The following is a 21,819-nucleotide window of genomic DNA, read 5'->3' as shown; positions in this document are numbered from 1 at the left end:
TAATGTAGCACTAAAATATCTTTATAGCGTCGAAGGATCGTTGGCATAATTCAGTCCCAGGTTATGTGCATGGTTCAGTAATGCCTCATAATGCTCAGGCTTGGATTCCAACGTTTCATATAGAAACTCAACCCTGGATCGGGACACGCCGCAGTAATCGGCAATACCCACATTGAGCAGATTGGCAATTGATTCACCATAGTTGCGCTTGTGCATCTGTTCTTCCGTCACACCTGAAAGAGAGAGCCACAATATTTGCTGATGAGGAAGTTTGTTCTTTCCATATGCAAACCCGTTGTTCATGACACGATCCACATAACCTTTCAACATGGCTGGCAGATGCCACCACCAGAGGGGAAACACAAAAGCCACAGCATCGTGCTTCTTCAAACGCTCCATCTCGGTTACAACCTCAGGTGAGAACACTTGATTCTCTTGGGTATAGTCGGGTTCATCCTTTTCACGAAGAATCGGGTCGAATCCAATTCCATGCAAATCCAATATTTCATAACCGTGACCAGCCTCGGTAAGCCCTTTTGCAAAACGTTCAGCTACCTGGAAGGTCAACGAATCTTTACGCGGGTGGGATACGACAACGAGTACGTTCATCTTAACTTTCACTACCTTTCTGGATTGCGGTCTTGTAGCCATAATTCAATGGCTGATGCTATTATAAACAGGTATGAAAACATCTGGAAGTACGCACTTTGATGTTCTATAAGAAGAATAAAGTGCCATAGGAACATTGAAGTACCCTAAATGCATGCCTCGAAATGAGCTTAAAAATAGAAAGAAGAACAGCAAAAAGATTATATTTTCATCTGGGATACAACTGGATATGGAGGGGTTCAAAAATGACGGAACATGGAGAAACAAGTGCTCCAAAGAAATATAGAGTAGGCGTGGAAGCGGCTTTGGAAGTGATGGGTGGGAAGTGGAAGCCATTGATCATTTATCACTTAATGACTGGACGGAAACGCACGTCAGAGCTTCGACGATTGATACCCGACATTACGCAGAAGATGCTGACAACACAGCTCAGAGGTCTCGAAAAAGACGAGATTGTGCAGCGCAAGGTATATTCGGAGGTTCCTCCCAAAGTGGAGTATGAGTTAACGGATTACGGCTGGGGACTTAAGCCTGCCTTGGACCATTTGTGTTATTGGGGAGAAGATCATCTGGACAAAATCCACGGGGATAAGTTTAAGGTTCTGGAAGACTTTGATTCCGAAGAGAAGGGGGCGGGAAGATGAATGGTGCGGAGCACGCGAAACAGGCAGTGCCCTTTCGTTGTGAAGGCGTGGCTGTAGTTCTGTTGAAGAAGAGCCACGATCAATACCGTGTACTGATGTTAAAGCGGGCTGGTCGGATGTTGCATAATGAATGGTGTTATGTTGGCGGCGGGATAGAGAAGGGCGAGAAGGCATGGGAAGCTGCACTGAGAGAAGTTCACGAGGAAACAGGCATTACGGAAGTACGGTTGTATTCTGCCAATCAATTCGAACAATATTATTCATCCAAGGAAGATTATATCTATACCGCTCCCGTATTCGTAGGATATGTGGATGAAGGCCAGCCTGTCCGGTTAAATCATGAACATACCGAGTACCAATGGATGACGTTTGACGAAGCCAGGGAAAATGCGGCATTGCCCGGCATTAATGATATTTTGCATTTTGTTGAAAAGCATTTTGCCAGAAAAGCCCCTTCCAAGTGGCTTCGGATTCATGGAGAATGATTAGGAGGTAAGACTTATCACATACAAGACGATTTATCCAAGAGCATGGTTGAGCCTACTATGTATGTTGGTCATTGAAGTCATACTTTTGAGGGATGGTATGTACGATAAAAATGGGTTTCTGAAGTACTCCCTGATCGCTATATTGACCTATATTCTGGTTTATATCGTTTTCCTGATCTGGCGTTTATTTTTCACTAAACCCAGTATTACGCTGGAAAGCGATCATGTGATTTCTACGAAACATCAGAGATATGATGCATCTCAGATTGAGTGTATTTATATGAATTACAGACGAATTGGCATCAAACTCTATGGTAAACGGTTAGTGCCGATCGATCTATGTTTTTATTTTAACGAGGTCAGGAGACTACAGGCGTAGAAGCGGTACATGAATGGGCGGCGCGAAACGACAAAGAAATAAAGCACAGATTTTTTCAAACCTTGGCGTAGACCCGTACGTCTGTTGAGTATAAGGAATGGTTAAGGCTGAAGATAGGGGAGGCGTAGCAATGCAAACCATAGAGCAGTTTCTAACGAGTGATTGGTATACACAGGTAACAGCTGAAATCATTCAGCTTAAACCTCAGGTCCAATTTGTCGAGCATGCCAGTTTTGAAGCATCCTTGCTGATGGATTCATTTAATGAACGGAAATATGTGCTGGAGGGTTTTGGCGTCTCGGCTCCAACCGAAGAAGAGTGCATACAGTGGATTATGGAGCAGATGGACGGAAATAAGGACCACATCATGTCCTATGTTCTGGCTCGCTTAACATTCAGTGAGCAATTAGACGATGATCCAGATGGAGAATTTTCAGAAGGCGAGGAGCTTGAGGCAGGAGATCGATCTGAAGTGGTCGAGGTATTAGGTTTTACGAGATCTGTTATCGCTAACACCATCATTGAATATGATATGGTCAAAAACCATCCGAAACAATTAACAGCGTTTTTTAAACGCACACATATTCCAGGTGCAGCTAAATTCTCGTCACAAATAAAAAAGCTTTACGCTTCAATCGCAAAGTAGATTCTAGAAATCAGTAGGAGAGATGCCCATGAGATATCTAACGAAAGAATGGTATGAGCTTTGTCAGCAGACACATCTTCATTTTGGATTAAGAGTACATAACGGAGCTTACGAGTTCGATGAGAATCTATTTTCAAGGCTGTATAAAAGAAAGGAAAAAGCGCATGTAAAGCAGGAGCGAGAGTTATATAATTTGGACCCACGTTACATGCTCGAGCATGATGGACAGGTGCTCACTCGCGTAGACAAAGCTTTCGGTGAGGAAGAAGTGAAAGAAGAGGATCAGATCGTTTACCACATGCCTCCGGAACAAAGAGCGCATATCGAGAAACTTATTGCAGAGTATGATGTACGCCCTCCGTTTGATGAGAAGAAATGCAAAGAAGAGTACAAAGAATCAATGGAATGGAATTTTCGATATAAGGCAGAGAAATTGCCACAGAAAATCGTTGAACAAATTGCGGATATCCGTGTGTTTACGTTGGGCTACTGTACTAGAGAAGTTATGCTACAGCTAAAGAAACAGAGCGCAGAAAATAGGAGAGAGATGGAGCGTGTATCGGATGAATACCGGGAAGTCATTATAGCACAGGATATTCCGGATGAAATTCGTAACCGGGTTCAATTTCATGATTGTACAGTGACGGAACTACTGACAGGGGATGAAGTGCTCATTCGTTTTGACACCCGCGGGGGCTTCACCAATATAAATAAACTTACGCTGGTTGCACCCGAAATCCTTAAGCAAGACGGTGGGATTATAGGCACTTACTGGTTGTATCAGGAGCTGTATCGGATCGATAACGGATATGAGCTTCATGTTCTATTTGATGGAGAGAATATGCCTGAGCTAATTGTTCGCTGTGCTGACATTCTGGTAGAGGAAGAATGAGAGAGAGTCACTGAGGATGAATATGGAGGAATTATAGTGAAAATTAGCACCATAGAAACCAAATTAGGTTCTAGATACGATGAGTTCGATCCTGAACAGGATGGGAATAAAAATACGAGATTTGCTGACATCATAATTGATGGCACATCGCTCTATCAAAGGCTGAAAAAACATGATCTGATCCCTTGTCTGGGATGGGGAAGCAATGAATATCAAAGACTTCTTATTGATTATTTTTTACTTAAAAAGCCACATGAATCCCTGTATGATAGATATCCGATTTTAGTATGTCCCTGGTGTGGGGATGAAGAATGTGGGTTTATCTCTGTAAAGATTGATAGGGAAGATGATGTTGTGATCTGGAGAGATTTCATATTGAATGACAAGAAACTGCAGGTGGGCCCATTCTTTTTTGATTGGGAAAATTATAAAAAAGCCATCGAAAGTACGTTTGGTACGGCGGGAATTCAGTAAGGGAAAATAGTGATATCCTCAAACATATCGAAATTATATTAAAAGTACTAGGCACCATCATGGTGATCCTGGGGGTGATATGGTTTTGGTTCTCAGAAGAGTTTTACAATTTAGTTTTTTGACAGCAAGGAGTTGAGCAACAATATGGAGTTATTCTGGGCTTTAATCGTACCACTTATAAGTATTATTGTAGTTCTTATCTTTGCGGCAATCATACGTTATGCCGTAGATTCATCCAAAACATCGAAAAAGTTGGACGCATTAATTAAAGAAGTACACTATCTTAAAACTGAAATCAAAAAACAGCAACACCATAAGCAGCAAGATAATAGCAAGCATATTTTTGACGAAAAAGTATAGGGAAATAATTTTAGATCAGAGGCGAGAGATACAATAATATGTTCTCAGAAAGGAACAGACCATGATGAAAGCAAATGGGAATGTACAAGCTGTTTTCATAGACAGAGATGGAACCATCGGTGGTACAGGGCATTTTATTCATCCGAGAGATTTCAGATTATACCCCAATGCTCAAGAAGCCATTATGTGTTTGAAACGAGAAGGAATTATGGTACTGGCGTTTACGAATCAATATCGAATCTCACGTGGAGAAGCAAGTGTTCAGGATTTTGAAGCGCAGTTTCGCGAGTACGGATTCGATCACTCCTATATATGTCCGCATGAGCAAGAATGCAGTTGCCGAAAGCCGAAACCTGGAATGTTACTGCAAGCTTCCGAGGAACACGGTCTGGATTTATCCAAATGCATCGTTATTGGAGATGTGGGAGATACAGACATGCTTGCTGCCCATGCTGTAGGAGCGACCAAGATCATGGTGAGAACAGGTTGGGGGGAATCTTCACTAACCCAATTTAGAGACAAATGGTTAGAGACTGAACCTGATTATATCGCAGCAGATATTTGGGATGCCGTACAATGGATCATTCATGGAAGGTGATTAGAAAATAAAAGACAGGAGGTAACTGTGTATGGGCATGTCAGACTATTACAAAAACCTCAGGAACAAGATCGGCAACGAGCTTATTTTTATGCCAGGTGTCGCTGGGATTATTCGAAATGAACAAGGGGAGATCCTGTTCGGTCGTAAACATAACGAATCAACCTGGGGCTTGATTGCCGGAGCCATTGAGCTTGGTGAGACACCGGCGCAAGCGATGGTGAGAGAGACACTGGAAGAGACAGGTCTGGTCGTTGAACCCGAGAAGATTATCGGAGTATACGGTGGTGAAGCAAGACGGTTTATATACAGTAACGGTCATCAGGTCGAATATTTGACTATCGTATTTGAATGCAGGATCCAATCTGGGCAACTCATGCCCGATAATGAAGAGATGAAGGAGTTGCAGTTTTTCCCCGAGGATCAGCTTCCACCCATGGCAAACCAGTATCCGGATTATATTTTTAGCTCCAAGCAAGAAGAACGAGCCCATTTTGAAAGATAACCCACTGTACAATTCGAAGCTAACCTCGCCGCATGTTTACCAAATGAATCAAGATCCTAGTTGTATGAGGAGAACTATATGTTAATCAATCCAACGGTAAATGAGATCAATAACTTATTCAAGATACATCATATCAACGAAGTGATCACTGAAATTCAACGTTTGTCAGGTACCACCGCTGGACGTGTTTATCGGTTGAGTACAAGTCTGAATAAGCACTATATATTAAAATCGGATGAACCTGAACAGATACATATTGCCCAGCAGTTTTTGGAGACGTATAAGAGTTCTTCGTTATTGCCTGAAGTTTTGTTGACTGCTCAGGACAACACTTATCTGATTTACTCCTATATCGAAGGCACAACTCATTTCAACAGAGGACAGAAGAGAGACTGGTTAACTCGTCTGGTGAAAGAGCTCTTCAATTCATATGTGCGTTCTACAGATACGAAATCATGGGGCAGAATGGAGTTCCCGCAGAGGACATGGAAAGAATTCAATCAGATTAGCATTCATGAAGCGAAGATGAATATCGGAAGTATGTTAACGACAGATGATTATCATGTGGTTCAATCTAAAGTGGATCGTCTGTTTCTTGAGGAAGAAGAGAAGTTTCTTTTGCATGGCGATACGGGAGTTCATAATTTTGTATACGATCAAAATGAACTCATCGGCGCTATTGATCCCTCTCCAATGGTTGGGCCTATCCTCTATGATTTCTTGTATGCGTTTAGCTCTTCGCCAGATGATATCAACACCGATACCTTATTTACTGCGTTCGATCTGTTAGAGCAGGTGGAAATGGACAAATCCAGATTGATCGAGGAAGCTCTGGTCCATCTCTATTGCCGAATTGGGCTGAGTAACAAGCATCATCCGGATGATCTGCCTGAATACTTGAAGGCATGGGATAAATGGAAGCGATTATGTGAGGAACTTTGATCTAGCAAAAGTTTCTACAGCTATCACGGAATGCCTTAGTTCAGACTAAACGATATCGTATCGGATTAAGGCAAAGGTGGCAAGCGCCATACGTGTATATCCGCCTACAAGGAACAATTGAATTAAGATCAAGCTCGGGCACTCTATGGCACCCAACGCTTGAAGTAAGTGAAACAACCCCAGCATCTCCAGGTTCTTTTTCTCCGTATTTCTGCTTTCACCGATCTTCTCGGCAAATCTCCTCTAATCGTTACTTCCCAGTACTGAAGCGTGTGTTATGTCCTCCATTTGTTAAAAAAAGTGATCAGCTAAATTATTTTTTTGAAATTAGTGCTTGCCTTAATGTGAACATGAAGCCTTAGGATGTAAAAGAACCGGCCAAATGCATCCCAAAATGAACATAAAGGAGGAGTCAGCATTATGGCTTTTTCGATAAAAGAAGCTTCCGAGCGGCTGGGTTGTCCTGCACATAAAATTCGTTATTACGAGAAGGAGGGACTGCTCCCTTTCATTAGGCGGGATCAACATGGAAATCGGATGTTCGAGGAAGAACATTTGGATTGGATGAGATTGATGTCTTGTTTCCGGGCAACGGGTATGAAGGTATCTACATTGAAACATATGGTTAGTCTGGCGCTGGATGGTGATTCAACAATTCCACAACGGAAAGCGATACTTCACGAATATAAAGAGGAATTACATCACCGCCAAAGTGAAATTGCCGAGGCACTTGCAGCGGTGGATAACAAATTGACGATCTATGAAGACATAGAGACAGGAAAGCTTCCTTCAGAAAGCAAGTTGCTAGACCAAATGGAAAGCATCGGCAAAGACTAGACTAATACTAACGGACGGAGAGATGGAGAAATGAAGCAAAGAGTGCTGGGAAATAGCGATATTGTTGTATCTTCGATTGGATTGGGAATAATGGGCATGTCTCCAGGGATGTACGGAGAAACCAATGATGAGGAGTCAATGAAGACCATCCATCACGCGCTAGAGATTGGCGTTACACTGCTAGATACAGCTGACGTGTATGGTAATGGTCATAATGAAGAACTACTGGGGAAAGCGCTGAAGGGTCGTCGCGATCAGGCAATTATTGCTACCAAATTTGCGTACACCCCGAACTATGAGACGTTGAATGGTCATCCAGATTACGTGAAAAAGGCTGTAGAAGCAAGTCTTCACCGGCTGGACACCGACTATATTGATCTGTACTACCAACACAGGGTAGATCCTCAGATTCCGATTGAGGAAACTGTCGGCGCAATGGCTGATTTGGTTAAAGAGGGGAAAGTCCGCTGCCTTGGCTTGTCGGAAGCATCGGCTTCCACTTTACGCCGGGCACACGCCGTTCATCCGATTTCTGCGTTGCAGAGCGAATATTCCCTGTGGAGCCGGGATATTGAGGACGAGATTCTGCCTACTGCGAGAGAACTGAATATTACACATTTTGCATACAGTCCATTAAGCAGAGGATTTATCTCAGGTGAGATACGGAAATTCGAAGATTTGCATGTTAATGATCTGCGCAGATATATGCCGAGGTTCCAAGGAGAAAATTTTGCCAAAAATATAGAAGTTGTGGATAAAATCAAAGAGATCGCGATGGAGAAGGAGTGTACTCCTGCACAATTGGCTTTAGCCTGGACAATAGCTAATAACGCACTGCCGATTCCGGGAACAAAACGAATCAACTATTTGGAGGAAAATGCGAACGCTGTAACAATTGAACTGACACCCGATGACTTAGCTCGCATTGAAAAGGTAAGTCCTCAAAATGAGGTTCATGGAACACGTTATATGAAAGAAATGATGACACAGCTTAACGGGTAAATCATGTGGGTGTAACTTGTTATCCGCAGCGAAATAGTTGCTCAGTAAAATACAAATATGGAATACAAAAGAGACTCTCCTTTAGTGAAAGTCTCTATTTGTATTCATCTCCAATCGTTCTTCATTTATTTCAGAGATAACTTATATACAAAAATAATGGAGTCCCACTTAAGATAATAGTTATTGGGGTAGGGCGGTTCCTTTATCAAAAAAATATTTTCGTTAATTAAATGATTTAAATCGATCTTACTCGTTCGTAATATTTATTGTCTTATCTGTAATAGTCTTACCGTCACTCCCTAATGCTTGAACAGTCATGTGGTGATGCACAGACTTACCCGCAATATTCCAAGTTATTTTCCAACCAGCGTTCTCATTGGTATCGTATCCGATCAGTTCTCTTTCTCCCCAAGTCTCTGTTCCTGTTGGAACGGCCCAGAAAAGAAGTGTTTCCGCGTTGGTCGCCTCTACTGTGATATTTATCTCTGTGCTATCAGTAGGAAGTATAATCCAACCTTCTTTTTCGGGAAAGTTAGTCTCAACATTCGTAATAATGGGCAAAGCTTCATTTGTTAGGATAACTTCAGTATCATGATTTTCAGCAGGAGCTTCTGAAGCACAGGCTGTGAGAAGAAGGAAGAGCAGAAGAGACGGGAAAAATGGTCTATTTGTCATGATTATTACCCCTTTCTATTCCTTCAAAGTAATGCTGTCGCAGTCGGTTTGACAATTATATATACCATTGATGATGATGTTTTGTAGTCTATTGTTTTCTCTTAGCTCCTGGTAGTTAAGAAATAGAAGAAGCGTTACCAGTACAAGGATCACTGAAATGAACTTACGGAAGTTTCCCATGAGTAGATATAACCTCCTCGTTATATTAAGAAAATGACGGTGTAAAACCGGTTAATTCGATAATGCTATGTGTATTACATAACACCTGAAAGGCATTAAAGTTACGTGGAAAATGAAAACAGGACTATTCCACTACCGGGAATAAGTCCTGTTTTTATTTACAGCTATTCATATCAATGGTGATGATGTGCGTGAGCATCTGGTGCGTCGCCCTTGACGGTACATAGTACCGAGGTATCATGCAGATGTTTCTCGGACTCCACTTGGAGTGTTACATGTTTGATCTCTTTATGCTCCAGCATATGTTCAATCTTCTGAACCAAGGTCTCGGATGCATAGACATCCATCGTTCCATCTACGACGATATGAGCAGTCAGTGCGTTCAGGTTACTGGTAATGGACCAGACATGCACATCGTGTACGCCTTTGACGCCATCCACTTGTTTAATGGTCTGCACCAGGTCATTCACATCTACATTGGCCGGCGTGCCTTCCATCAAGATATGCAGAGATGATTTGGTGACATAGAACCCACTACGCAATACCAGTGCCGCGACAATGACACTCGCCAGTGGATCGGCCCAACCCCAGCCAAAGAACATCATCAGCAGTGCCGCCGCAATGGCCCCAACCGATCCCAGCATGTCGCTGATGACATGCAGATAAGCACCGCGCATGTTCAGGTTATTCTCCGTATCGCTACCACGCATCATGATCCAGGCCACCAGAATATTAACGAGCAATCCAATGACGCTGATAATTAACATGCCTACGGTTGCAACTTCTGGCGGGTTAATGAATCGACCAATGGCTTCGTAGAAAATGTAGAGCGCAATGGCGATTAACGTGATTCCGTTTAACGTGGCAGCCAGAATTTCAAATCTTCTGTATCCGTACGTTTTGCCGGTGTTCACGGCTTTTTCACCAAACGTAAACGCCAGCAAAGCGATCCCGAGCGCAATGGAATCGGACAACATATGACCTGCATCCGAGATTAGAGCAAGGCTGTTGGTAATGAATCCGCCAAAGGCTTCAACGATCATATAGACGGTAATAATAATGAAGGAAAACAACAATACTTTTTTGTTATTGGTGGTGTGAGCGTGATCGTGCCCCTGGTTATGACTGTGTTGATGTCCAGACATATAAATCCTCTCCTTAGGAGCGAGGCTCCGTTATGTAATATAAATTCTAGTGTGACTATAAATGATCCTTAACAAGGATTAACCACCTATAAATGAATATATGAGCGGTTGTTCATATGTTATGGTTTTATTATAGTTGCGCCTCATAGTAGTGTCAACCAGATTTAAGGAAATGTAAACATACCAAGGTATCTCCATACACGTGCTGGCGAATGAGATTGCTTTTGTGCTACCATCTGTGCAGGATCATAGTGAGATGTTCTCGCTACATAGAAGGGCGGACAACGATATGAAACATCTGCTGCTGGCAGACGATGATGCAAATATTCGAGCACTCCTCCGGCATGTCATGACCAAGGAAGGCTATCGGGTACATGAAGCACAGGATGGACTGGAAGCGGTCAAACTGATGCAAGAAACGCCGATCGATCTGGCGATCCTCGATGTCATGATGCCTGGCATGGACGGACTGGAATTATGTGATTACATTCGGCAGCATTACGACATTCCGATTATGTTGCTGACGGCACGAGATCAGCTATCTGACAAGAGAGAAGGTTATTTGAAAGGAACAGATGAGTATGTGACCAAGCCGTTTGAACCCGAAGAACTGGTTTACCGGGTAAAGGCATTATTTCGCCGCTACCATCGCACATCCAGCGATATCATCCGCATGAACCGGATCGTGATCGACCGGAACAATGTGGAGGTTACGGACGGGCAATCCATTCTCTTTTTACCAATGAAGGAATTCGAATTACTCTCACAGCTTGCCCAGTTCCCGGGGCGTTTGTTCTCTCGGGATGAACTCATTCGACTTGTCTGGGGAGCAGATTACGAAGGAGATGACCGTACTGTTGATGTACATATTAAGCGACTCCGTGATCGGTTTGCCGATTATACGGATGATTTCGTGATCCAAACGGTGCGGGGCATTGGTTACAAAATGGAGGTGAAAGCACCGTGAGGACCTTGTATGTCCGGGTATTCCTTATTACGGTGGCGGTGATTGTGGTCAGCGGCATGCTAGGTTTCCTTTTATCGAATATCTATTATCATGCGAAGCTCAAGGACTTCAATGATGAGAAGCTGGTGGGCATTGCAACGCAGATGAAACAATTTGTGGAGCAGCAACCCGGGACCATAGAGCAGTATTTGAACAATGCCGCCGATCTTGGATACGAAATCTATGTAACGGATGGAAAAGGAAACGACCAATTCTACGGCCGAGAATTCCGTGAAAAGGATCTGGACAAGCAAGCTGTGGAACTGGTGCTGAATGGAGAGGTATACCATGGCGTCGCGCAGTTTCCAAGCAAACCGTTCATTACCGGTTTCTTCGATAATCAATTAAGCAACACCGTGGGTGTTCATCTACAGCTAGGCAATGCGAATTACGCTCTCTTTATGCGTCCGGATGTAATTCTGCAGTTCGGTGAGCTGCGAATCTTTTTTGCACTGATTGGCGCATTTACCATAGGCATTAGTATCTTGATCTTTCTGATCAGTACCCGTTATCTGGTCAATCCGATTGAACGTCTGTCCGAGGCGACCAAGCGGATTGCACAAGGAAAGTATAATCTGAAATTGCCTACTGCACGGCGTGATGAGATTGGTCAACTGGCTCAGCATTTCATGACCATGAGTCGTGAATTGGAGAGAGTGGATCAGGCGCGGCAGCAGTTTGTATCCAACGTATCTCATGAGATTCAATCCCCGCTGACCTCCATTCAGGGGTTTGCCCAGTTGGTGGCAGATCGGGATCTGCCTGAACAGGAACGGGAGCACTATGCGTCGATCATTGAGGAGGAGAGCCGTCATCTCTCCTTGTTGAGCAAGCAGCTGCTTCTCCTGTCCTCTCTGGAACAAGGCAACGAAGATCTGACCAAAGTGGAGTTCTCTCTGCGGGATCAATTCCGGCAAGCGGTTCAGGTGCTGCAATGGCAACTGGAAGAAAAAGAACTGCTGCTTCGGATTTCGGTGCCCGAATCCATCCAGCTGATTGGCAATGAAGTGCTGCTCATGCAAGTCTGGATGAATCTTCTCGGTAATGCGGTGAATCATCTTCCACAAGGAAGAAGCATCGAGATTCATGCCGAACAGATGGATAACCAGTGTGTGATTCAGATTCGGGATACAGGGGACGGCATTGCTGCGGAGCATCTGCCTTTCCTGTTCGATCGATTCTATCGGGTGGACCGTGCGCGGGAACGTTCTTCCGGACGAACCGGGCTTGGACTTGCCATTGTGCAGAAAATTATCCGAATCCATGACGGTACAATTGAGGTTGCCAGTTCGCCAGCGGGTACGGTCTTTACCGTGACCCTTCCGCAGATGTAATCTGTTATTCATTTTCCGTTCATTTTCGCCTCCTATACTTGGGTTATCAAGAGGGAGGTCACACAACATGTACTTGGCTATTCGGGAAATGAGGTATGCCAAAGGGCGGTATGCCTTAATTGCTACAATCATGGTGCTGGTTTCATTTCTGGTACTGTTTGTTACAGGTCTTGCACAGGGGCTGGCGTATGATAACGCAGCTTCGGTCAAAAATATGGCAGCAACCCACTTTGTGCTGGAACAGGATTCGAATCATCGGTTTACCCGGTCACAAGTGGATCAGGATCAGCTTGATCAAGCTCGCTCCGTGGTGGGGCAAGAGAACGCTGAGCCGCTCGGTGTGAAAATGACAACCGTCAGTCCAATGGGCGACACGAAAAAGATCGATGTCACGTTGTTCATGGTGAATCCGGAAGGCTGGCTTGCTGCAGCGGTTATCGAAGGAACTCCGATTACGGATCAGACCAACGGGCAGGTGGTGGTGGATCATAAGTTAGCTGAATCTGGTGTGACGATTGGCACCGTTCTGGTCGATCAAGCTTCGGGGATGAAGTGGACCGTTGGCGGATTTGTACAAAATGAGTCTTTCAGTCACTCTCCGGTCGTGTTCTTGAATGAAGAAGAATGGCTTACGCTTCAAGGAGGGACACGGACTACACAAGGTTCGGCCGACACCAATGCCAATGCTCCGATATACAATGCCATTGCGGTAAAGGACGCGAGTGAGCAGGTAGACGGACTAAGTGCTGCAATGCCTAATACGGAAGTCATCACGAAATCGGATGCCGTTTCGGCTATTCCTGGATATAAGGAAGAGCAGGGATCGTTGCTTATGATGATCGCTTTTCTATATGTCATCTCAGCGTTTGTACTTGCGGTATTCTTCTATGTCATCACGATTCAGAAAACAAGTCAGTTCGGCATATTGAAAGCAATCGGAACGCGGAATGGATATCTGGCGGGTAGTGTTTCTTTACAAGTATTCATTCTATCGGTTGGTAGTCTGGTCATTAGCGTACTGTTGGTTCGACTGTTTGAGTCCATTCTGCCGGCATCAATGCCGTTTCAATTAGGTTTATCCACCCTCGCACTGACCTGTGTATTGTTCATTTTAATGTCTATGGCGGGTTCATTATTTTCAGTGTGGAAGGTTACCAAAATTGATGCGCTTGATGCGATTGGGAGGACAGCAGCATGAGAAACCGATTGGTATTACAGGAAATTACTCAGACCTTTGAAGATGGTGGCAGCAAACGCACGATTCTGGATAAGCTCGACCTTGAGGTGGCCGAAGGGGAACTAGTGGCTGTGATGGGGCCTTCCGGCTCTGGCAAAAGTACATTCCTGTCTATTGCTGGCGCACTTCTTGAACCAACGGAAGGACAGGTTCTGCTGGACGGGGCTTCTATTATGGGCAAAAGTAAACAAGACATATCTGATGTACGGCTTCAGCAGCTTGGTTTTATATTTCAAAGTGCCAACCTCATTCCTTACCTGAAAGTAGAAGAACAACTGATGGTGGTCGCGAAGCTCGCCGGAACGGATAAAAACAAGGCGGAGAAACGAGTGGATGAGCTGCTGGATACGGTAGGATTGACTCATCGGCGGAAGGCGTATGCGGAGAAGTTGTCTGGCGGGGAACGTCAGCGGGTCGCTATTGCGCGGGCGTTGATGAATGATCCGGCTGTCCTGCTCGCGGATGAACCGACAGCTAGCTTGGATGCGGAGCGCGGACTGGATATTGTCGGCATGATTGCACGGCTTGTGAAAGAGCAGGGCAAGAGTGCAGTGATGGTTACGCATGATGAGCGGATTTTGCCGCTCTGTAGCCGGGTTCTTTTTTTGGAAAAGGGAAAGCTGGTTCATCATTAGACATTAGGTAAGTTGTCAAGAACGATCTGATGTGGTTAAGGACGAGAAGGTCATGTATTCCCTCAAGGGGAAGGTGGCCTTCTTTCTTCATTTTCATCTATAATTGGGAGAAGTATATAAATGAGAGATTTTATTTTAGATAGAGAGGAACGGATGCGGTTGAGCAGCTTGAATGCAGAACAATTCCCGGCACTGACGACGTCGATTCATTGGGGCCTTATTGAGGCAGAGTTCAGATTAAATGCCATCGTGGATGAAAAGCAGGTGAGCAATATTAGTATCATTCCATTTGTCGGGGATCAATGTGTTGTTTTTCAACTGGATAATGGAGACTGGGAGCTGCCTGGGGGGACGCTTGAAGCAGGTGAGCCGTATATGGACGGACTGAAGCGCGAACTGATGGAGGAACTTGGGGCAGAAATGCGATCCTATCAGATTTTTGGTCAATTCTATTGCACATCCAGTGCGTTGGAGCCATATCGACCGCATATCCCGCACCCCCATTTTGTAAGAATCATCGGTTATGGAGACGTTGAACTTGTAGCTGATCCGCTGAATCCAGAGGATGGCGAGCAGGTAGTTGCGGTGGAGGTTGTTGAGATCGACGAAGCGATTAGGAGATTCCAGAAGCAGAACAGATATGACATTGCTGAGATGTACCAACTGGCTCATATGCTGCGAGAAGAAGCTAAACAGTCAGGCGAAGACCAGGTATTTTAAATCCGATATCCTACGGAGGTAACGATGATTCGAGATAAAATTAACGAGCTGCTGGATACTTTACCCGAATTGGAACTGAACCGAGCATATTGGGGAATTGAGCGTATCCATCAGGAATATAGGTTTAAGAAGAATTTGCAGGATAAAGGGGTTGTTGTCTCCGAACTGTACGAGGAATCCGAAGAGATTGTAAAGCAATGGGATAGCGTGTTTGCCCATAATATCGATGATGTGGTCAAAGAGTCTATCCATTATAGCCAGTACAAGTGGCATATGTTCAGTTATGAACAACAGAAATGTCTGACACATGATGAAGCACGAGATGCTTTTAATGCCGAGCCGAAAGATGAAGTATATGTGATGTATGAAAGTGGCGGTTGGGTACTTTTATACGAAAATGCGAATCGGATCATTGCAGCGGATTTTGATTCGGAGCAAGATATCTATATCTTCGACAGGGCGTTTACATGGACGTACGTGTATACGCATGAATCCATGTGTGGCCCTTATTTTTATAAAATAGAACAAGCATGATTTTGAACAAAATGGGAGTGATATCTTATGCAGGAACTGTTTAAGAAGATCATCAACACAGACGTCAAACCCTTATTGGCCAGTCACGGCTATTCCAAGAAAGATCTGAATTTCTACAAAACGGTTAGAAACCTCGTATACAAGTTCAACGTCCAGAAATCAAAGTATAACAGCAGTAGGCATGTGCAGTTTTATATTAACTGTAGTGTCCATTCCACCGAGCTTGCGGAGTTGCAGTCCGTTGCTTTGAGTGGGGCCATATTGGAGAACAAATCGCATTTTACTTGCCGGATCGAGGAAATAGTCCCATCCGCCCCAGACCACTATTCCCTAACGCCTGATGTTGATCAGGACGCTTTATCGAAAGAACTGGTTTCACATTTGGAAGAGGGTATTTCATTCCTACACTCGCTAACAGGGGCCAGAGATATAGTCCATTATTATATGGCGAAGACAGCGCTACATTTAAGTGAAGAAACTTTCCGCTTCCTGCTACAAGCCGGCGATACGGAAGAAGCCAAGTATTATTTACAGCAACTACATGCCAAATACGGAGCCGAAAAGCGTTGGACGATATTTGAAAAGAAATATGCAGCCATTTTTGCTGAGTACGGTTTGTAAGCTTTGCTCCAGACAAATAGCCAAAATGAGGGGATGACATATGAATGATACTCAATATAATTTGAATTTCAATAAACTGTGTAGCGAATTACAGCTTGGTGAATTGATCAGTTCGCCCAAACCAATCTCAGGTGGACTTCTTCATCGAATGTACAGCATTGAAACGACGCAAGCTAATTATGCAGTTAAGGCATTGAATCCACAGATCATGATAAGACCTTCTGCTGTGCAAAATTATATGGATTCAGAAAAAATAGCAAACGTGGCAGCTGAACATATCCATGCTCAACCTGCAAAAATGTTAAAGGGCGCTTCTATGCATAACATTGATAATCAATTCTATCTAATATTTGATTGGATTGAGGGTCAATGTTTGGAACAAGATGAAGTCACGATCAATAACAGTTCTCTGATGGGTACGATCCTTGCAGATATCCACAAAACGGATTTTAGACAACTAGAATTGGATAGTTCACAGGTAACTAATCCTAAAACAATAGATTGGATGTTTTATCTGAACAAAGGAAAGAAAGAGAATATAGAATGGATTGATATTTTGGATTCCAATATCAATAAGCTGTATGAGTGGAGCACAAAGGCTAAGAAGTCATCTTCAATGCTAGCATCCGATAAGGTAATTAGTCACAGAGATCTGGAGCCGAAGAATGTGATGTGGAAACAAGGCATACCTATTATTATCGATTGGGAATCGGCAGGTTATATTAATCCCATGCATGATCTGGTCGAGACCGCTGTGTATTGGTCAGTAGGTAGCACTGGAAGTATAAACAAGGAAAAGTTCTTGGCTTTTATAGCTGGTTATGAGAAGCGAGTGGGGAGTCTAACAGCCAATTGGGAAGTGGTTCTGGATAATGGTTTTGCTGGAAAGTTGGACTGGCTCGAATATAGTCTTAAACGGTCACTGTGGATTGAATGTACGGACATAGAGGAACAGTTAGTGGGAACATCACAAGTCATTTACACTTTAGAGGCTTTGAAACAATACGAAAACATGATTTCAGATATGAAGAACTGGTTGAATACTTAATCCAGGAGGGGATGCCCATATGGCAAACGATAAAGGAACACTCAGAACATGCGAACAAGGACATTCGTATTATAAAAAAAGTGATTGCCCAACCTGTCCAACGTGCGAAGCTGAACGTAAACCGAAAAATGGATTTCTAGCCTTGATGTCTGCTCCCGCCAGACGAGCCTTGGAGAATGAAGGGATTACAACACTACAGCAAGTTGCGGAGTACACGGAGAAAGAAATCCTGAAGCTGCACGGAATCGGGCTATCTGCCATACCTAAACTGCGAAGCGCTTTGGAAGAAGAGGGAATGTCTTTTAAGAAATAACCCTCTTTACGCTGTTCCACTAATCCAAACCAGGAGCTGCTGAAAGAATCTCCTCCATCGTTACCCGATACAACAAGTTACCTTCACTGAGTAGCAGACGATGTTGGCGAAAATCCTGCCTTGCCTGCTTGAAGGGCCGACCATTTTCATTTAATAAATCAATCTTCTGCCCCTTGCTGAATCTTCCGGGCTTCTCCATCTTCTTAAGCACAAACGTCCCATGTTTACCGTACCCGGCATCGAACAAGAAATGATAACCATCCGTACTGAAGCCGGAGGAACCGGAGATGTTTGGATTCGTGAATGTAACGTTGGGTTCACAGGTGCCCCCTGAGATACAACCGAGTTCAAAATCGGTATAGAAGTAGAACCAGACCTGCTTCTCATTCACCACATTGAGTGCGTAACAATCCGCAATGTCAGCTTCACGATTTTCATATCGTTTATTCCCGTGCTCATCCCAGGCCAGCAGACCATATGATCCAATCGGATCGCTCCAACCGTAGTTACCAAATACCCCTTCATCAAAGTAACTGGTCCAGATCGTTCCCTTTTCTGTGACCTGCACACTTTGGATCCCGTCTCCCAACAAAAACTCGCGAATGGTATTTCCGTCTAAATCACACACTTTGGCGTTCAGATCAACCTGTTCATTCCCATAATTCGCACACCGTGCTCCGACGAGCAGCAGATGATCATGTAATGGTTGTACGTAATGATAATTGAACGTCTGTCCCCAGATGACAACTTCCTCAATAGTTTGATCAGTCACAATAAGCACTTTGTACGTATAGCTTTGATCCAATTTACTTTGGACGAACATACCTTGTTTTCTTTCGGGGATCTGATTCATCAACAGTACATAGACAAGGCCATCCCCGCCCCACTGGGTGGAAACGATATCGAAGCCCTCGACATAATTTGAAATATCGGCAAAAGGCAAAAGGTTTACTTTGGGATTGGACATATCCATATCCTCCTTTGTAGTCAAATGCAGAGTCACCATCTGCATCTGTATAAGAGGATTATGACGTACACGTACTAAACTGAACATGGCGGAAGTATAGCGAAGGTCTTCTTTGGCTTTCTTGACACACGTAGTACAATAAGGAAGTTGTGTAAAATTCTATATAAGAGGAGGAATGGAGAGGTAGCTATAAGAAGAGTGTGAGAATACATACAACGCACGTGTAGTAAGGGGAAAGAAGTACCCGTAGATTTGATTTGTATGAGTACGATTACGTGGAAGACTCATCTCTGAAAAACTAAAAAACTAAAATGTATAAGGAAGTGTTACGAAGTGCAACCACATATTCAAGAGCAAAAGACAGACTACCGTCCACTAGGCGTATCGGGTTTAGGTGGTTGGCTGATTCTCGTCCAGATCGGATTATTTCTTACGTTGATTTTCCTGGCGCTCCAATTGGTTCTGTATTGTTTGCCCATGCTTACAACAGAGACTTGGGAGTTGCTAACTTCGGAGCAATCTGAATATTATCACCCGCTATGGGGACCGGTCGTTATTTTTGAAACGGTATATAACGCACTGTTTTTAGTGTTTAGCATATATACCATCATTGCTTTGTATAGTAAAAAATCGATCTTTCCTCGTCTTATGATCATGTTTTATAGTGTCAGTCTAGCCGTTAGTGTCATTGATTATTTATTGTTGCTTCAGATTCCGATGGCGAGAGAACTTGAGGATGGAAACTCGTTAAGAGATATTGGCAAGTCGGTACTTACTTGTGCGATCTGGATTCCTTACTTTATCAAATCAGAGCGAGTTCATAATACATTTGTAAGATAAATGGGTTGCAGGAAATGCCCGATCTTGGATAGAAGCTATCTGAGGTCGGGTTTATTTGATTCTATTGAAAGCACCTATAAACGTAAAGTAGGTATGTATGTTAAGGAATCTGTGCAGTGGAATCTGAAAAGGAGGAGAGAGCTTGAAAATTTATCTGGTAAGACATGGGATGGATGAGGAAGGCTATCGAGGCGGATGGAGTGAGCGTGGACTCACGGAACAGGGGATCAATCAATCCAGGAAATTGGGAGAGCATTTGCATCATCATGCTGAGGAGTACAACATACATACCATCATGAGCAGTGATCTGCCTCGTGCAGTACAGACTACACGAGAAATTGAGAAGAGATTAAACATGCAGGCGATCTTCATGAAAGATTGGCGGGAGATGAATAACGGAGAGTTGGCAGGTATGCTTCATAAAGATGCGGAAGTGCATTATCCAGGAGTGTATTTCAACACCCTTGAGATGCATTCCCCTTTTCCGGGAGGAGAAAGTCCAAGAGACTTTTATAGCCGGATAAGCACCGCTTTCGAGAATCTTTTCAGAGATTTAGAGGAGAATACACTCAAGTCCAATGTTCTGTTAATTACTCACGGCGGAGCGATTAACATCCTGTATTATCTGCTTGAGAATCGGGAATGGAGCAATCAGTCCAGCTTTTATCCCATGGGTAACACCAGTGTACATACCGTTGAAAAGGGAAGGCATGGTTGGAAACTTAGTAGTGCAAATGCATTAAGTCATCTAGAGTAGTTGTTTATTAGATCCAGAGCTGATCAGTCGACATAATCAGGATGTACAGACTCATAGGTCCCAATGTATTACAATGGTATAAAATAGCAAACGGAGGCGATGACATGAGTAATCAACCCATTGAACTGCTACAACATTTGAAGTCTTTATCTGGACCATTTCCAACGTGGGATATGGGGCAGTTACCGGAGCGGCCAGGGAAGCTATTTTTGGAGTGGTTGAGATTGGCGGTTGAGAACGAAGTGAAAGAACCTCATGCCATGACGATCTCCACCGTGGATCACGATGGTTATCCTGATGCGCGGGTGTTAATTTTGAAAAACGTAATCGACGAAACGTTCTATTTTGCCTCCAGTTCGGAGAGCCGAAAAGGGCAGCAGTTGAAGGAGAACCCTCATGTGGCTCTCACCTTCTACTGGCCTTCCCTGGGAAGACAGATTCGGATAAAGGGAATTGCTGAGGATCAAGGAGATCAAGCGGGCGCTGATGATTTCCGCAAGCGTTCAGCTGGAGCGCGAGCAGTTGCAATGACAGGGCATCAGAGTGAGGTTTTGAATAGTGAGAAAGTGCTGGATAATGCCATTGAAGCTCAGAAAGAACGTATCCAACGTGACCCCGATGTCGTTACATCTCATTGGCGTCTATATGCTGTGAATGCACAAGAGGTGGAGTTCTGGCAGGGAGATTCAGAGCGCAAGCATGTGCGAGTCCAATATGTGATGCAAGATGGGCAGTGGAAGACACGCAGATTGTGGCCCTGATTGTATAACAGATGAGTAGGCAGCGCGGATCGAACGGTTATGGATTTCTTTTCTTAACAATCTCAGGGAGGCGAATCTATGAAAACGATTGAAAGTTTCTTCGAACCATTTCCGGTGTTGGAGACCGAAAGGACGATACTCCGGCGGCTTACCTATGATGATTTGGATGATATGTATAGTTATTGTGTTGTACCCGCTGTCTCGGAGTTCACCACTTGGGACGCGCATCAGAGCAAAGAAGATACCAGAGCTTTTTTGGATTTTGTCATGAGCCGGTATGATGTGAATTTAATAGGCCCATGGGGCATTGAAGATAAACAAACCAAGAAACTGATTGGGAGTTGTAACTATCTAGGGTGTGATAGCGATAACAGGAGAGTCGAGTTGGGATATGTGTTATCTGATCAATATTGGAATCAAGGCTACATGACCGAAGTAGTGAAACGAATCATCCAATTTGGATTTGACGAAGTGGGATTGGAACGAATCCAGGCTCAATGTTTAGTGAAAAACACGGGCTCCGCGAAAGTCATGGAGAAGGCAGGCATGCAATTTGAAGGTGTGCTGAGGAAATACATGAAGGTAAAAAATGAACTTCAGGATCTGAAGATGTATGCCATTGTAAAAGAAGATTTCTATACTAAATATTGACATATAATAAAGATGCTAT

29 protein-coding genes are annotated in these 21,819 nt (G+C 43.8%); 24 read left to right on the top strand and 5 right to left on the bottom strand.

Translation table 11 applies throughout. The annotated features are described in order from the left end of the window. Positions 1–21: 21 nt before the first annotated feature. Positions 22–609, bottom strand: a complete 588-nt coding sequence (locus ACX9NY_RS15695; protein WP_472479307.1) for an NAD(P)H oxidoreductase — start codon at positions 607–609, stop codon at positions 22–24. 245 nt (positions 610–854) lie between these two features. On the opposite strand from ACX9NY_RS15695, the gene ACX9NY_RS15690 reads away from it, so the two are divergent. The 9 genes from ACX9NY_RS15690 to ACX9NY_RS15650 all read left to right on the top strand — a co-directional run bounded on the left by ACX9NY_RS15690 (position 855) and on the right by ACX9NY_RS15650 (position 6,537). Then, positions 855–1,253 carry a winged helix-turn-helix transcriptional regulator gene (locus ACX9NY_RS15690; protein WP_339240590.1) on the top strand — a complete coding sequence of 133 codons (399 nt, stop codon included), beginning with the start codon at positions 855–857 and terminating at the stop codon, positions 1,251–1,253. Continuing rightward, positions 1,250–1,738, top strand: a complete 489-nt coding sequence (locus tag ACX9NY_RS15685; protein ID WP_339240591.1) for an NUDIX hydrolase — start codon at positions 1,250–1,252, stop codon at positions 1,736–1,738. Before ACX9NY_RS15690 ends, ACX9NY_RS15685 begins: the two co-directional genes overlap by 4 nt. A 512-nt stretch (positions 1,739–2,250) precedes the next feature. After that, entirely contained in the window at positions 2,251–2,766 is a 516-nt protein-coding gene (locus ACX9NY_RS15680; protein ID WP_339240592.1) for a hypothetical protein, read from the top strand. A gap of 28 nt (positions 2,767–2,794) precedes the next feature. Next, positions 2,795–3,658: a DUF4085 family protein gene (locus ACX9NY_RS15675; protein WP_339240593.1), complete on the top strand. Its 864-nt coding sequence runs from the start codon at positions 2,795–2,797 to the stop codon at positions 3,656–3,658. A gap of 33 nt (positions 3,659–3,691) precedes the next feature. Next, complete coding sequence (locus tag ACX9NY_RS15670) at positions 3,692–4,132, top strand: oxidoreductase (RefSeq protein ID WP_339242980.1); 441 nt, start codon at positions 3,692–3,694, stop codon at positions 4,130–4,132. A 144-nt stretch (positions 4,133–4,276) separates the two neighbouring features. Beyond that, positions 4,277–4,492, top strand: a complete 216-nt coding sequence (locus ACX9NY_RS15665; RefSeq protein WP_339240594.1) for a hypothetical protein — start codon at positions 4,277–4,279, stop codon at positions 4,490–4,492. 61 nt (positions 4,493–4,553) lie between these two features. Further along, the gene (locus ACX9NY_RS15660; RefSeq protein ID WP_472473661.1) at positions 4,554–5,090 is read left to right on the top strand and encodes an HAD-IIIA family hydrolase; all 537 of its coding nucleotides are present in this window, start codon (positions 4,554–4,556) and stop codon (positions 5,088–5,090) included. Positions 5,091–5,121: 31 nt separating this feature from the next. After that, positions 5,122–5,595, top strand: coding sequence for an NUDIX domain-containing protein (locus ACX9NY_RS15655; RefSeq protein ID WP_472473660.1), 474 nt, complete (start codon positions 5,122–5,124; stop codon positions 5,593–5,595). Positions 5,596–5,673: 78 nt separating this feature from the next. Further along, complete coding sequence (locus ACX9NY_RS15650; protein WP_472473658.1) at positions 5,674–6,537, top strand: phosphotransferase; 864 nt, start codon at positions 5,674–5,676, stop codon at positions 6,535–6,537. A 45-nt stretch (positions 6,538–6,582) separates the two neighbouring features. Here ACX9NY_RS15650 and ACX9NY_RS15645 read toward each other — a convergent pair whose 3' ends face one another. Then, positions 6,583–6,714, bottom strand: a complete 132-nt coding sequence (locus ACX9NY_RS15645) for a hypothetical protein (RefSeq protein WP_339240598.1) — start codon at positions 6,712–6,714, stop codon at positions 6,583–6,585. Positions 6,715–6,957: 243 nt separating this feature from the next. Between ACX9NY_RS15645 and ACX9NY_RS15640 the strand changes: the two genes are divergently transcribed. Beyond that, positions 6,958–7,374 carry a MerR family transcriptional regulator gene (locus ACX9NY_RS15640; RefSeq protein WP_472473656.1) on the top strand — a complete coding sequence of 139 codons (417 nt, stop codon included), beginning with the start codon at positions 6,958–6,960 and terminating at the stop codon, positions 7,372–7,374. Between the two features lie 30 nt (positions 7,375–7,404). Next, the gene (locus ACX9NY_RS15635) at positions 7,405–8,376 is read left to right on the top strand and encodes an aldo/keto reductase (RefSeq protein WP_472473654.1); all 972 of its coding nucleotides are present in this window, start codon (positions 7,405–7,407) and stop codon (positions 8,374–8,376) included. 246 nt (positions 8,377–8,622) lie between these two features. Here the strand turns inward: ACX9NY_RS15635 and ACX9NY_RS15630 are convergent, their stop codons facing one another. Then, on the bottom strand, positions 8,623–9,051 hold the full coding sequence (locus tag ACX9NY_RS15630) for a hypothetical protein (RefSeq protein ID WP_472473652.1): 429 nt from the start codon (positions 9,049–9,051) through the stop codon (positions 8,623–8,625). A 353-nt stretch (positions 9,052–9,404) separates the two neighbouring features. Continuing rightward, the gene (locus ACX9NY_RS15625; protein ID WP_472473650.1) at positions 9,405–10,376 is read right to left on the bottom strand and encodes a cation diffusion facilitator family transporter; all 972 of its coding nucleotides are present in this window, start codon (positions 10,374–10,376) and stop codon (positions 9,405–9,407) included. A 289-nt stretch (positions 10,377–10,665) separates the two neighbouring features. Here ACX9NY_RS15625 and ACX9NY_RS15620 point away from each other — a divergent pair, with 289 nt between their 5' ends. The 9 genes from ACX9NY_RS15620 (at position 10,666) to ACX9NY_RS15580 (ending at position 17,824) form a co-directional block, all read left to right on the top strand. Continuing rightward, the gene (locus ACX9NY_RS15620; protein WP_339259797.1) at positions 10,666–11,343 is read left to right on the top strand and encodes a response regulator transcription factor; all 678 of its coding nucleotides are present in this window, start codon (positions 10,666–10,668) and stop codon (positions 11,341–11,343) included. After that, a complete protein-coding gene (locus ACX9NY_RS15615) occupies positions 11,340–12,716 on the top strand; it encodes a sensor histidine kinase (RefSeq protein WP_472473647.1) in 1,377 nt (458 codons plus the stop codon). The genes ACX9NY_RS15620 and ACX9NY_RS15615 overlap by 4 nt, the downstream gene beginning before the upstream one ends. A 67-nt stretch (positions 12,717–12,783) precedes the next feature. Next, entirely contained in the window at positions 12,784–13,914 is a 1,131-nt protein-coding gene (locus ACX9NY_RS15610) for an ABC transporter permease (protein ID WP_472473645.1), read from the top strand. Next, on the top strand, positions 13,911–14,588 hold the full coding sequence (locus ACX9NY_RS15605) for an ABC transporter ATP-binding protein (protein ID WP_472473643.1): 678 nt from the start codon (positions 13,911–13,913) through the stop codon (positions 14,586–14,588). The genes ACX9NY_RS15610 and ACX9NY_RS15605 overlap by 4 nt, the downstream gene beginning before the upstream one ends. Positions 14,589–14,708: 120 nt before the next feature. Next, positions 14,709–15,308: an NUDIX domain-containing protein gene (locus ACX9NY_RS15600; RefSeq protein ID WP_472473641.1), complete on the top strand. Its 600-nt coding sequence runs from the start codon at positions 14,709–14,711 to the stop codon at positions 15,306–15,308. Between the two features lie 24 nt (positions 15,309–15,332). Next, positions 15,333–15,842 carry a DUF4275 family protein gene (locus tag ACX9NY_RS15595; RefSeq protein ID WP_472473639.1) on the top strand — a complete coding sequence of 170 codons (510 nt, stop codon included), beginning with the start codon at positions 15,333–15,335 and terminating at the stop codon, positions 15,840–15,842. Positions 15,843–15,869: 27 nt separating this feature from the next. Then, positions 15,870–16,463, top strand: a complete 594-nt coding sequence (locus ACX9NY_RS15590; protein WP_472473637.1) for a DUF4304 domain-containing protein — start codon at positions 15,870–15,872, stop codon at positions 16,461–16,463. A gap of 40 nt (positions 16,464–16,503) precedes the next feature. Next, the gene (locus ACX9NY_RS15585) at positions 16,504–17,511 is read left to right on the top strand and encodes a phosphotransferase (RefSeq protein WP_472473635.1); all 1,008 of its coding nucleotides are present in this window, start codon (positions 16,504–16,506) and stop codon (positions 17,509–17,511) included. A 19-nt stretch (positions 17,512–17,530) separates the two neighbouring features. After that, positions 17,531–17,824 (top strand): RNA polymerase alpha subunit C-terminal domain-containing protein, encoded by a 294-nt coding sequence (locus tag ACX9NY_RS15580; protein WP_472473633.1) that lies wholly within the window; start codon positions 17,531–17,533, stop codon positions 17,822–17,824. 19 nt (positions 17,825–17,843) lie between these two features. Here ACX9NY_RS15580 and ACX9NY_RS15575 read toward each other — a convergent pair whose 3' ends face one another. Continuing rightward, positions 17,844–18,791 (bottom strand): hypothetical protein, encoded by a 948-nt coding sequence (locus ACX9NY_RS15575; protein WP_472473631.1) that lies wholly within the window; start codon positions 18,789–18,791, stop codon positions 17,844–17,846. Between the two features lie 333 nt (positions 18,792–19,124). Here ACX9NY_RS15575 and ACX9NY_RS15570 point away from each other — a divergent pair, with 333 nt between their 5' ends. The 4 genes from ACX9NY_RS15570 to ACX9NY_RS15555 all read left to right on the top strand — a co-directional run bounded on the left by ACX9NY_RS15570 (position 19,125) and on the right by ACX9NY_RS15555 (position 21,800). Next, positions 19,125–19,631 carry a DUF2569 domain-containing protein gene (locus tag ACX9NY_RS15570; protein WP_472473629.1) on the top strand — a complete coding sequence of 169 codons (507 nt, stop codon included), beginning with the start codon at positions 19,125–19,127 and terminating at the stop codon, positions 19,629–19,631. Positions 19,632–19,773: 142 nt separating this feature from the next. Then, positions 19,774–20,388: a histidine phosphatase family protein gene (locus ACX9NY_RS15565; protein WP_472473627.1), complete on the top strand. Its 615-nt coding sequence runs from the start codon at positions 19,774–19,776 to the stop codon at positions 20,386–20,388. A gap of 104 nt (positions 20,389–20,492) precedes the next feature. Beyond that, positions 20,493–21,149 carry a pyridoxine/pyridoxamine 5'-phosphate oxidase gene (locus ACX9NY_RS15560; protein ID WP_472473625.1) on the top strand — a complete coding sequence of 219 codons (657 nt, stop codon included), beginning with the start codon at positions 20,493–20,495 and terminating at the stop codon, positions 21,147–21,149. A gap of 78 nt (positions 21,150–21,227) precedes the next feature. After that, entirely contained in the window at positions 21,228–21,800 is a 573-nt protein-coding gene (locus tag ACX9NY_RS15555) for a GNAT family N-acetyltransferase (protein WP_472473623.1), read from the top strand. The last annotated feature ends 19 nt before the right edge of the window (positions 21,801–21,819 follow it).

The organism is Paenibacillus sp. CB74, from assembly GCF_055687625.1.
The sequence above is the reverse complement of the archived record's forward strand: the minus strand, read 5'-3'. Positions and strand labels throughout refer to the sequence as shown.

Excerpts from the sequence above, each read along its gene's own strand:
- ACX9NY_RS15690 (WP_339240590.1), top strand. The coding sequence starts at position 855 with ATGACGGAACATGGAGAAACAAGTGCTCCAAAGAAATATAGAGTAGGC.
- ACX9NY_RS15630 (WP_472473652.1), bottom strand. The coding sequence starts at position 9,051 with ATGACAAATAGACCATTTTTCCCGTCTCTTCTGCTCTTCCTTCTTCTC.
- ACX9NY_RS15660 (WP_472473661.1), top strand. The coding sequence starts at position 4,554 with ATGATGAAAGCAAATGGGAATGTACAAGCTGTTTTCATAGACAGAGAT.
- ACX9NY_RS15560 (WP_472473625.1), top strand. The coding sequence starts at position 20,493 with ATGAGTAATCAACCCATTGAACTGCTACAACATTTGAAGTCTTTATCT.
- ACX9NY_RS15635 (WP_472473654.1), top strand. The coding sequence starts at position 7,405 with ATGAAGCAAAGAGTGCTGGGAAATAGCGATATTGTTGTATCTTCGATT.
- ACX9NY_RS15610 (WP_472473645.1), top strand. The coding sequence starts at position 12,784 with ATGTACTTGGCTATTCGGGAAATGAGGTATGCCAAAGGGCGGTATGCC.
- ACX9NY_RS15695 (WP_472479307.1), bottom strand. The coding sequence starts at position 609 with ATGAACGTACTCGTTGTCGTATCCCACCCGCGTAAAGATTCGTTGACC.
- ACX9NY_RS15680 (WP_339240592.1), top strand. The coding sequence starts at position 2,251 with ATGCAAACCATAGAGCAGTTTCTAACGAGTGATTGGTATACACAGGTA.
- ACX9NY_RS15585 (WP_472473635.1), top strand. The coding sequence starts at position 16,504 with ATGAATGATACTCAATATAATTTGAATTTCAATAAACTGTGTAGCGAA.
- ACX9NY_RS15555 (WP_472473623.1), top strand. The coding sequence starts at position 21,228 with ATGAAAACGATTGAAAGTTTCTTCGAACCATTTCCGGTGTTGGAGACC.
- ACX9NY_RS15620 (WP_339259797.1), top strand. The coding sequence starts at position 10,666 with ATGAAACATCTGCTGCTGGCAGACGATGATGCAAATATTCGAGCACTC.
- ACX9NY_RS15590 (WP_472473637.1), top strand. The coding sequence starts at position 15,870 with ATGCAGGAACTGTTTAAGAAGATCATCAACACAGACGTCAAACCCTTA.
- ACX9NY_RS15655 (WP_472473660.1), top strand. The coding sequence starts at position 5,122 with ATGGGCATGTCAGACTATTACAAAAACCTCAGGAACAAGATCGGCAAC.
- ACX9NY_RS15605 (WP_472473643.1), top strand. The coding sequence starts at position 13,911 with ATGAGAAACCGATTGGTATTACAGGAAATTACTCAGACCTTTGAAGAT.
- ACX9NY_RS15665 (WP_339240594.1), top strand. The coding sequence starts at position 4,277 with ATGGAGTTATTCTGGGCTTTAATCGTACCACTTATAAGTATTATTGTA.
- ACX9NY_RS15625 (WP_472473650.1), bottom strand. The coding sequence starts at position 10,376 with ATGTCTGGACATCAACACAGTCATAACCAGGGGCACGATCACGCTCAC.
- ACX9NY_RS15600 (WP_472473641.1), top strand. The coding sequence starts at position 14,709 with ATGAGAGATTTTATTTTAGATAGAGAGGAACGGATGCGGTTGAGCAGC.
- ACX9NY_RS15650 (WP_472473658.1), top strand. The coding sequence starts at position 5,674 with ATGTTAATCAATCCAACGGTAAATGAGATCAATAACTTATTCAAGATA.
- ACX9NY_RS15685 (WP_339240591.1), top strand. The coding sequence starts at position 1,250 with ATGAATGGTGCGGAGCACGCGAAACAGGCAGTGCCCTTTCGTTGTGAA.
- ACX9NY_RS15575 (WP_472473631.1), bottom strand. The coding sequence starts at position 18,791 with ATGTCCAATCCCAAAGTAAACCTTTTGCCTTTTGCCGATATTTCAAAT.
- ACX9NY_RS15595 (WP_472473639.1), top strand. The coding sequence starts at position 15,333 with ATGATTCGAGATAAAATTAACGAGCTGCTGGATACTTTACCCGAATTG.
- ACX9NY_RS15675 (WP_339240593.1), top strand. The coding sequence starts at position 2,795 with ATGAGATATCTAACGAAAGAATGGTATGAGCTTTGTCAGCAGACACAT.
- ACX9NY_RS15580 (WP_472473633.1), top strand. The coding sequence starts at position 17,531 with ATGGCAAACGATAAAGGAACACTCAGAACATGCGAACAAGGACATTCG.
- ACX9NY_RS15640 (WP_472473656.1), top strand. The coding sequence starts at position 6,958 with ATGGCTTTTTCGATAAAAGAAGCTTCCGAGCGGCTGGGTTGTCCTGCA.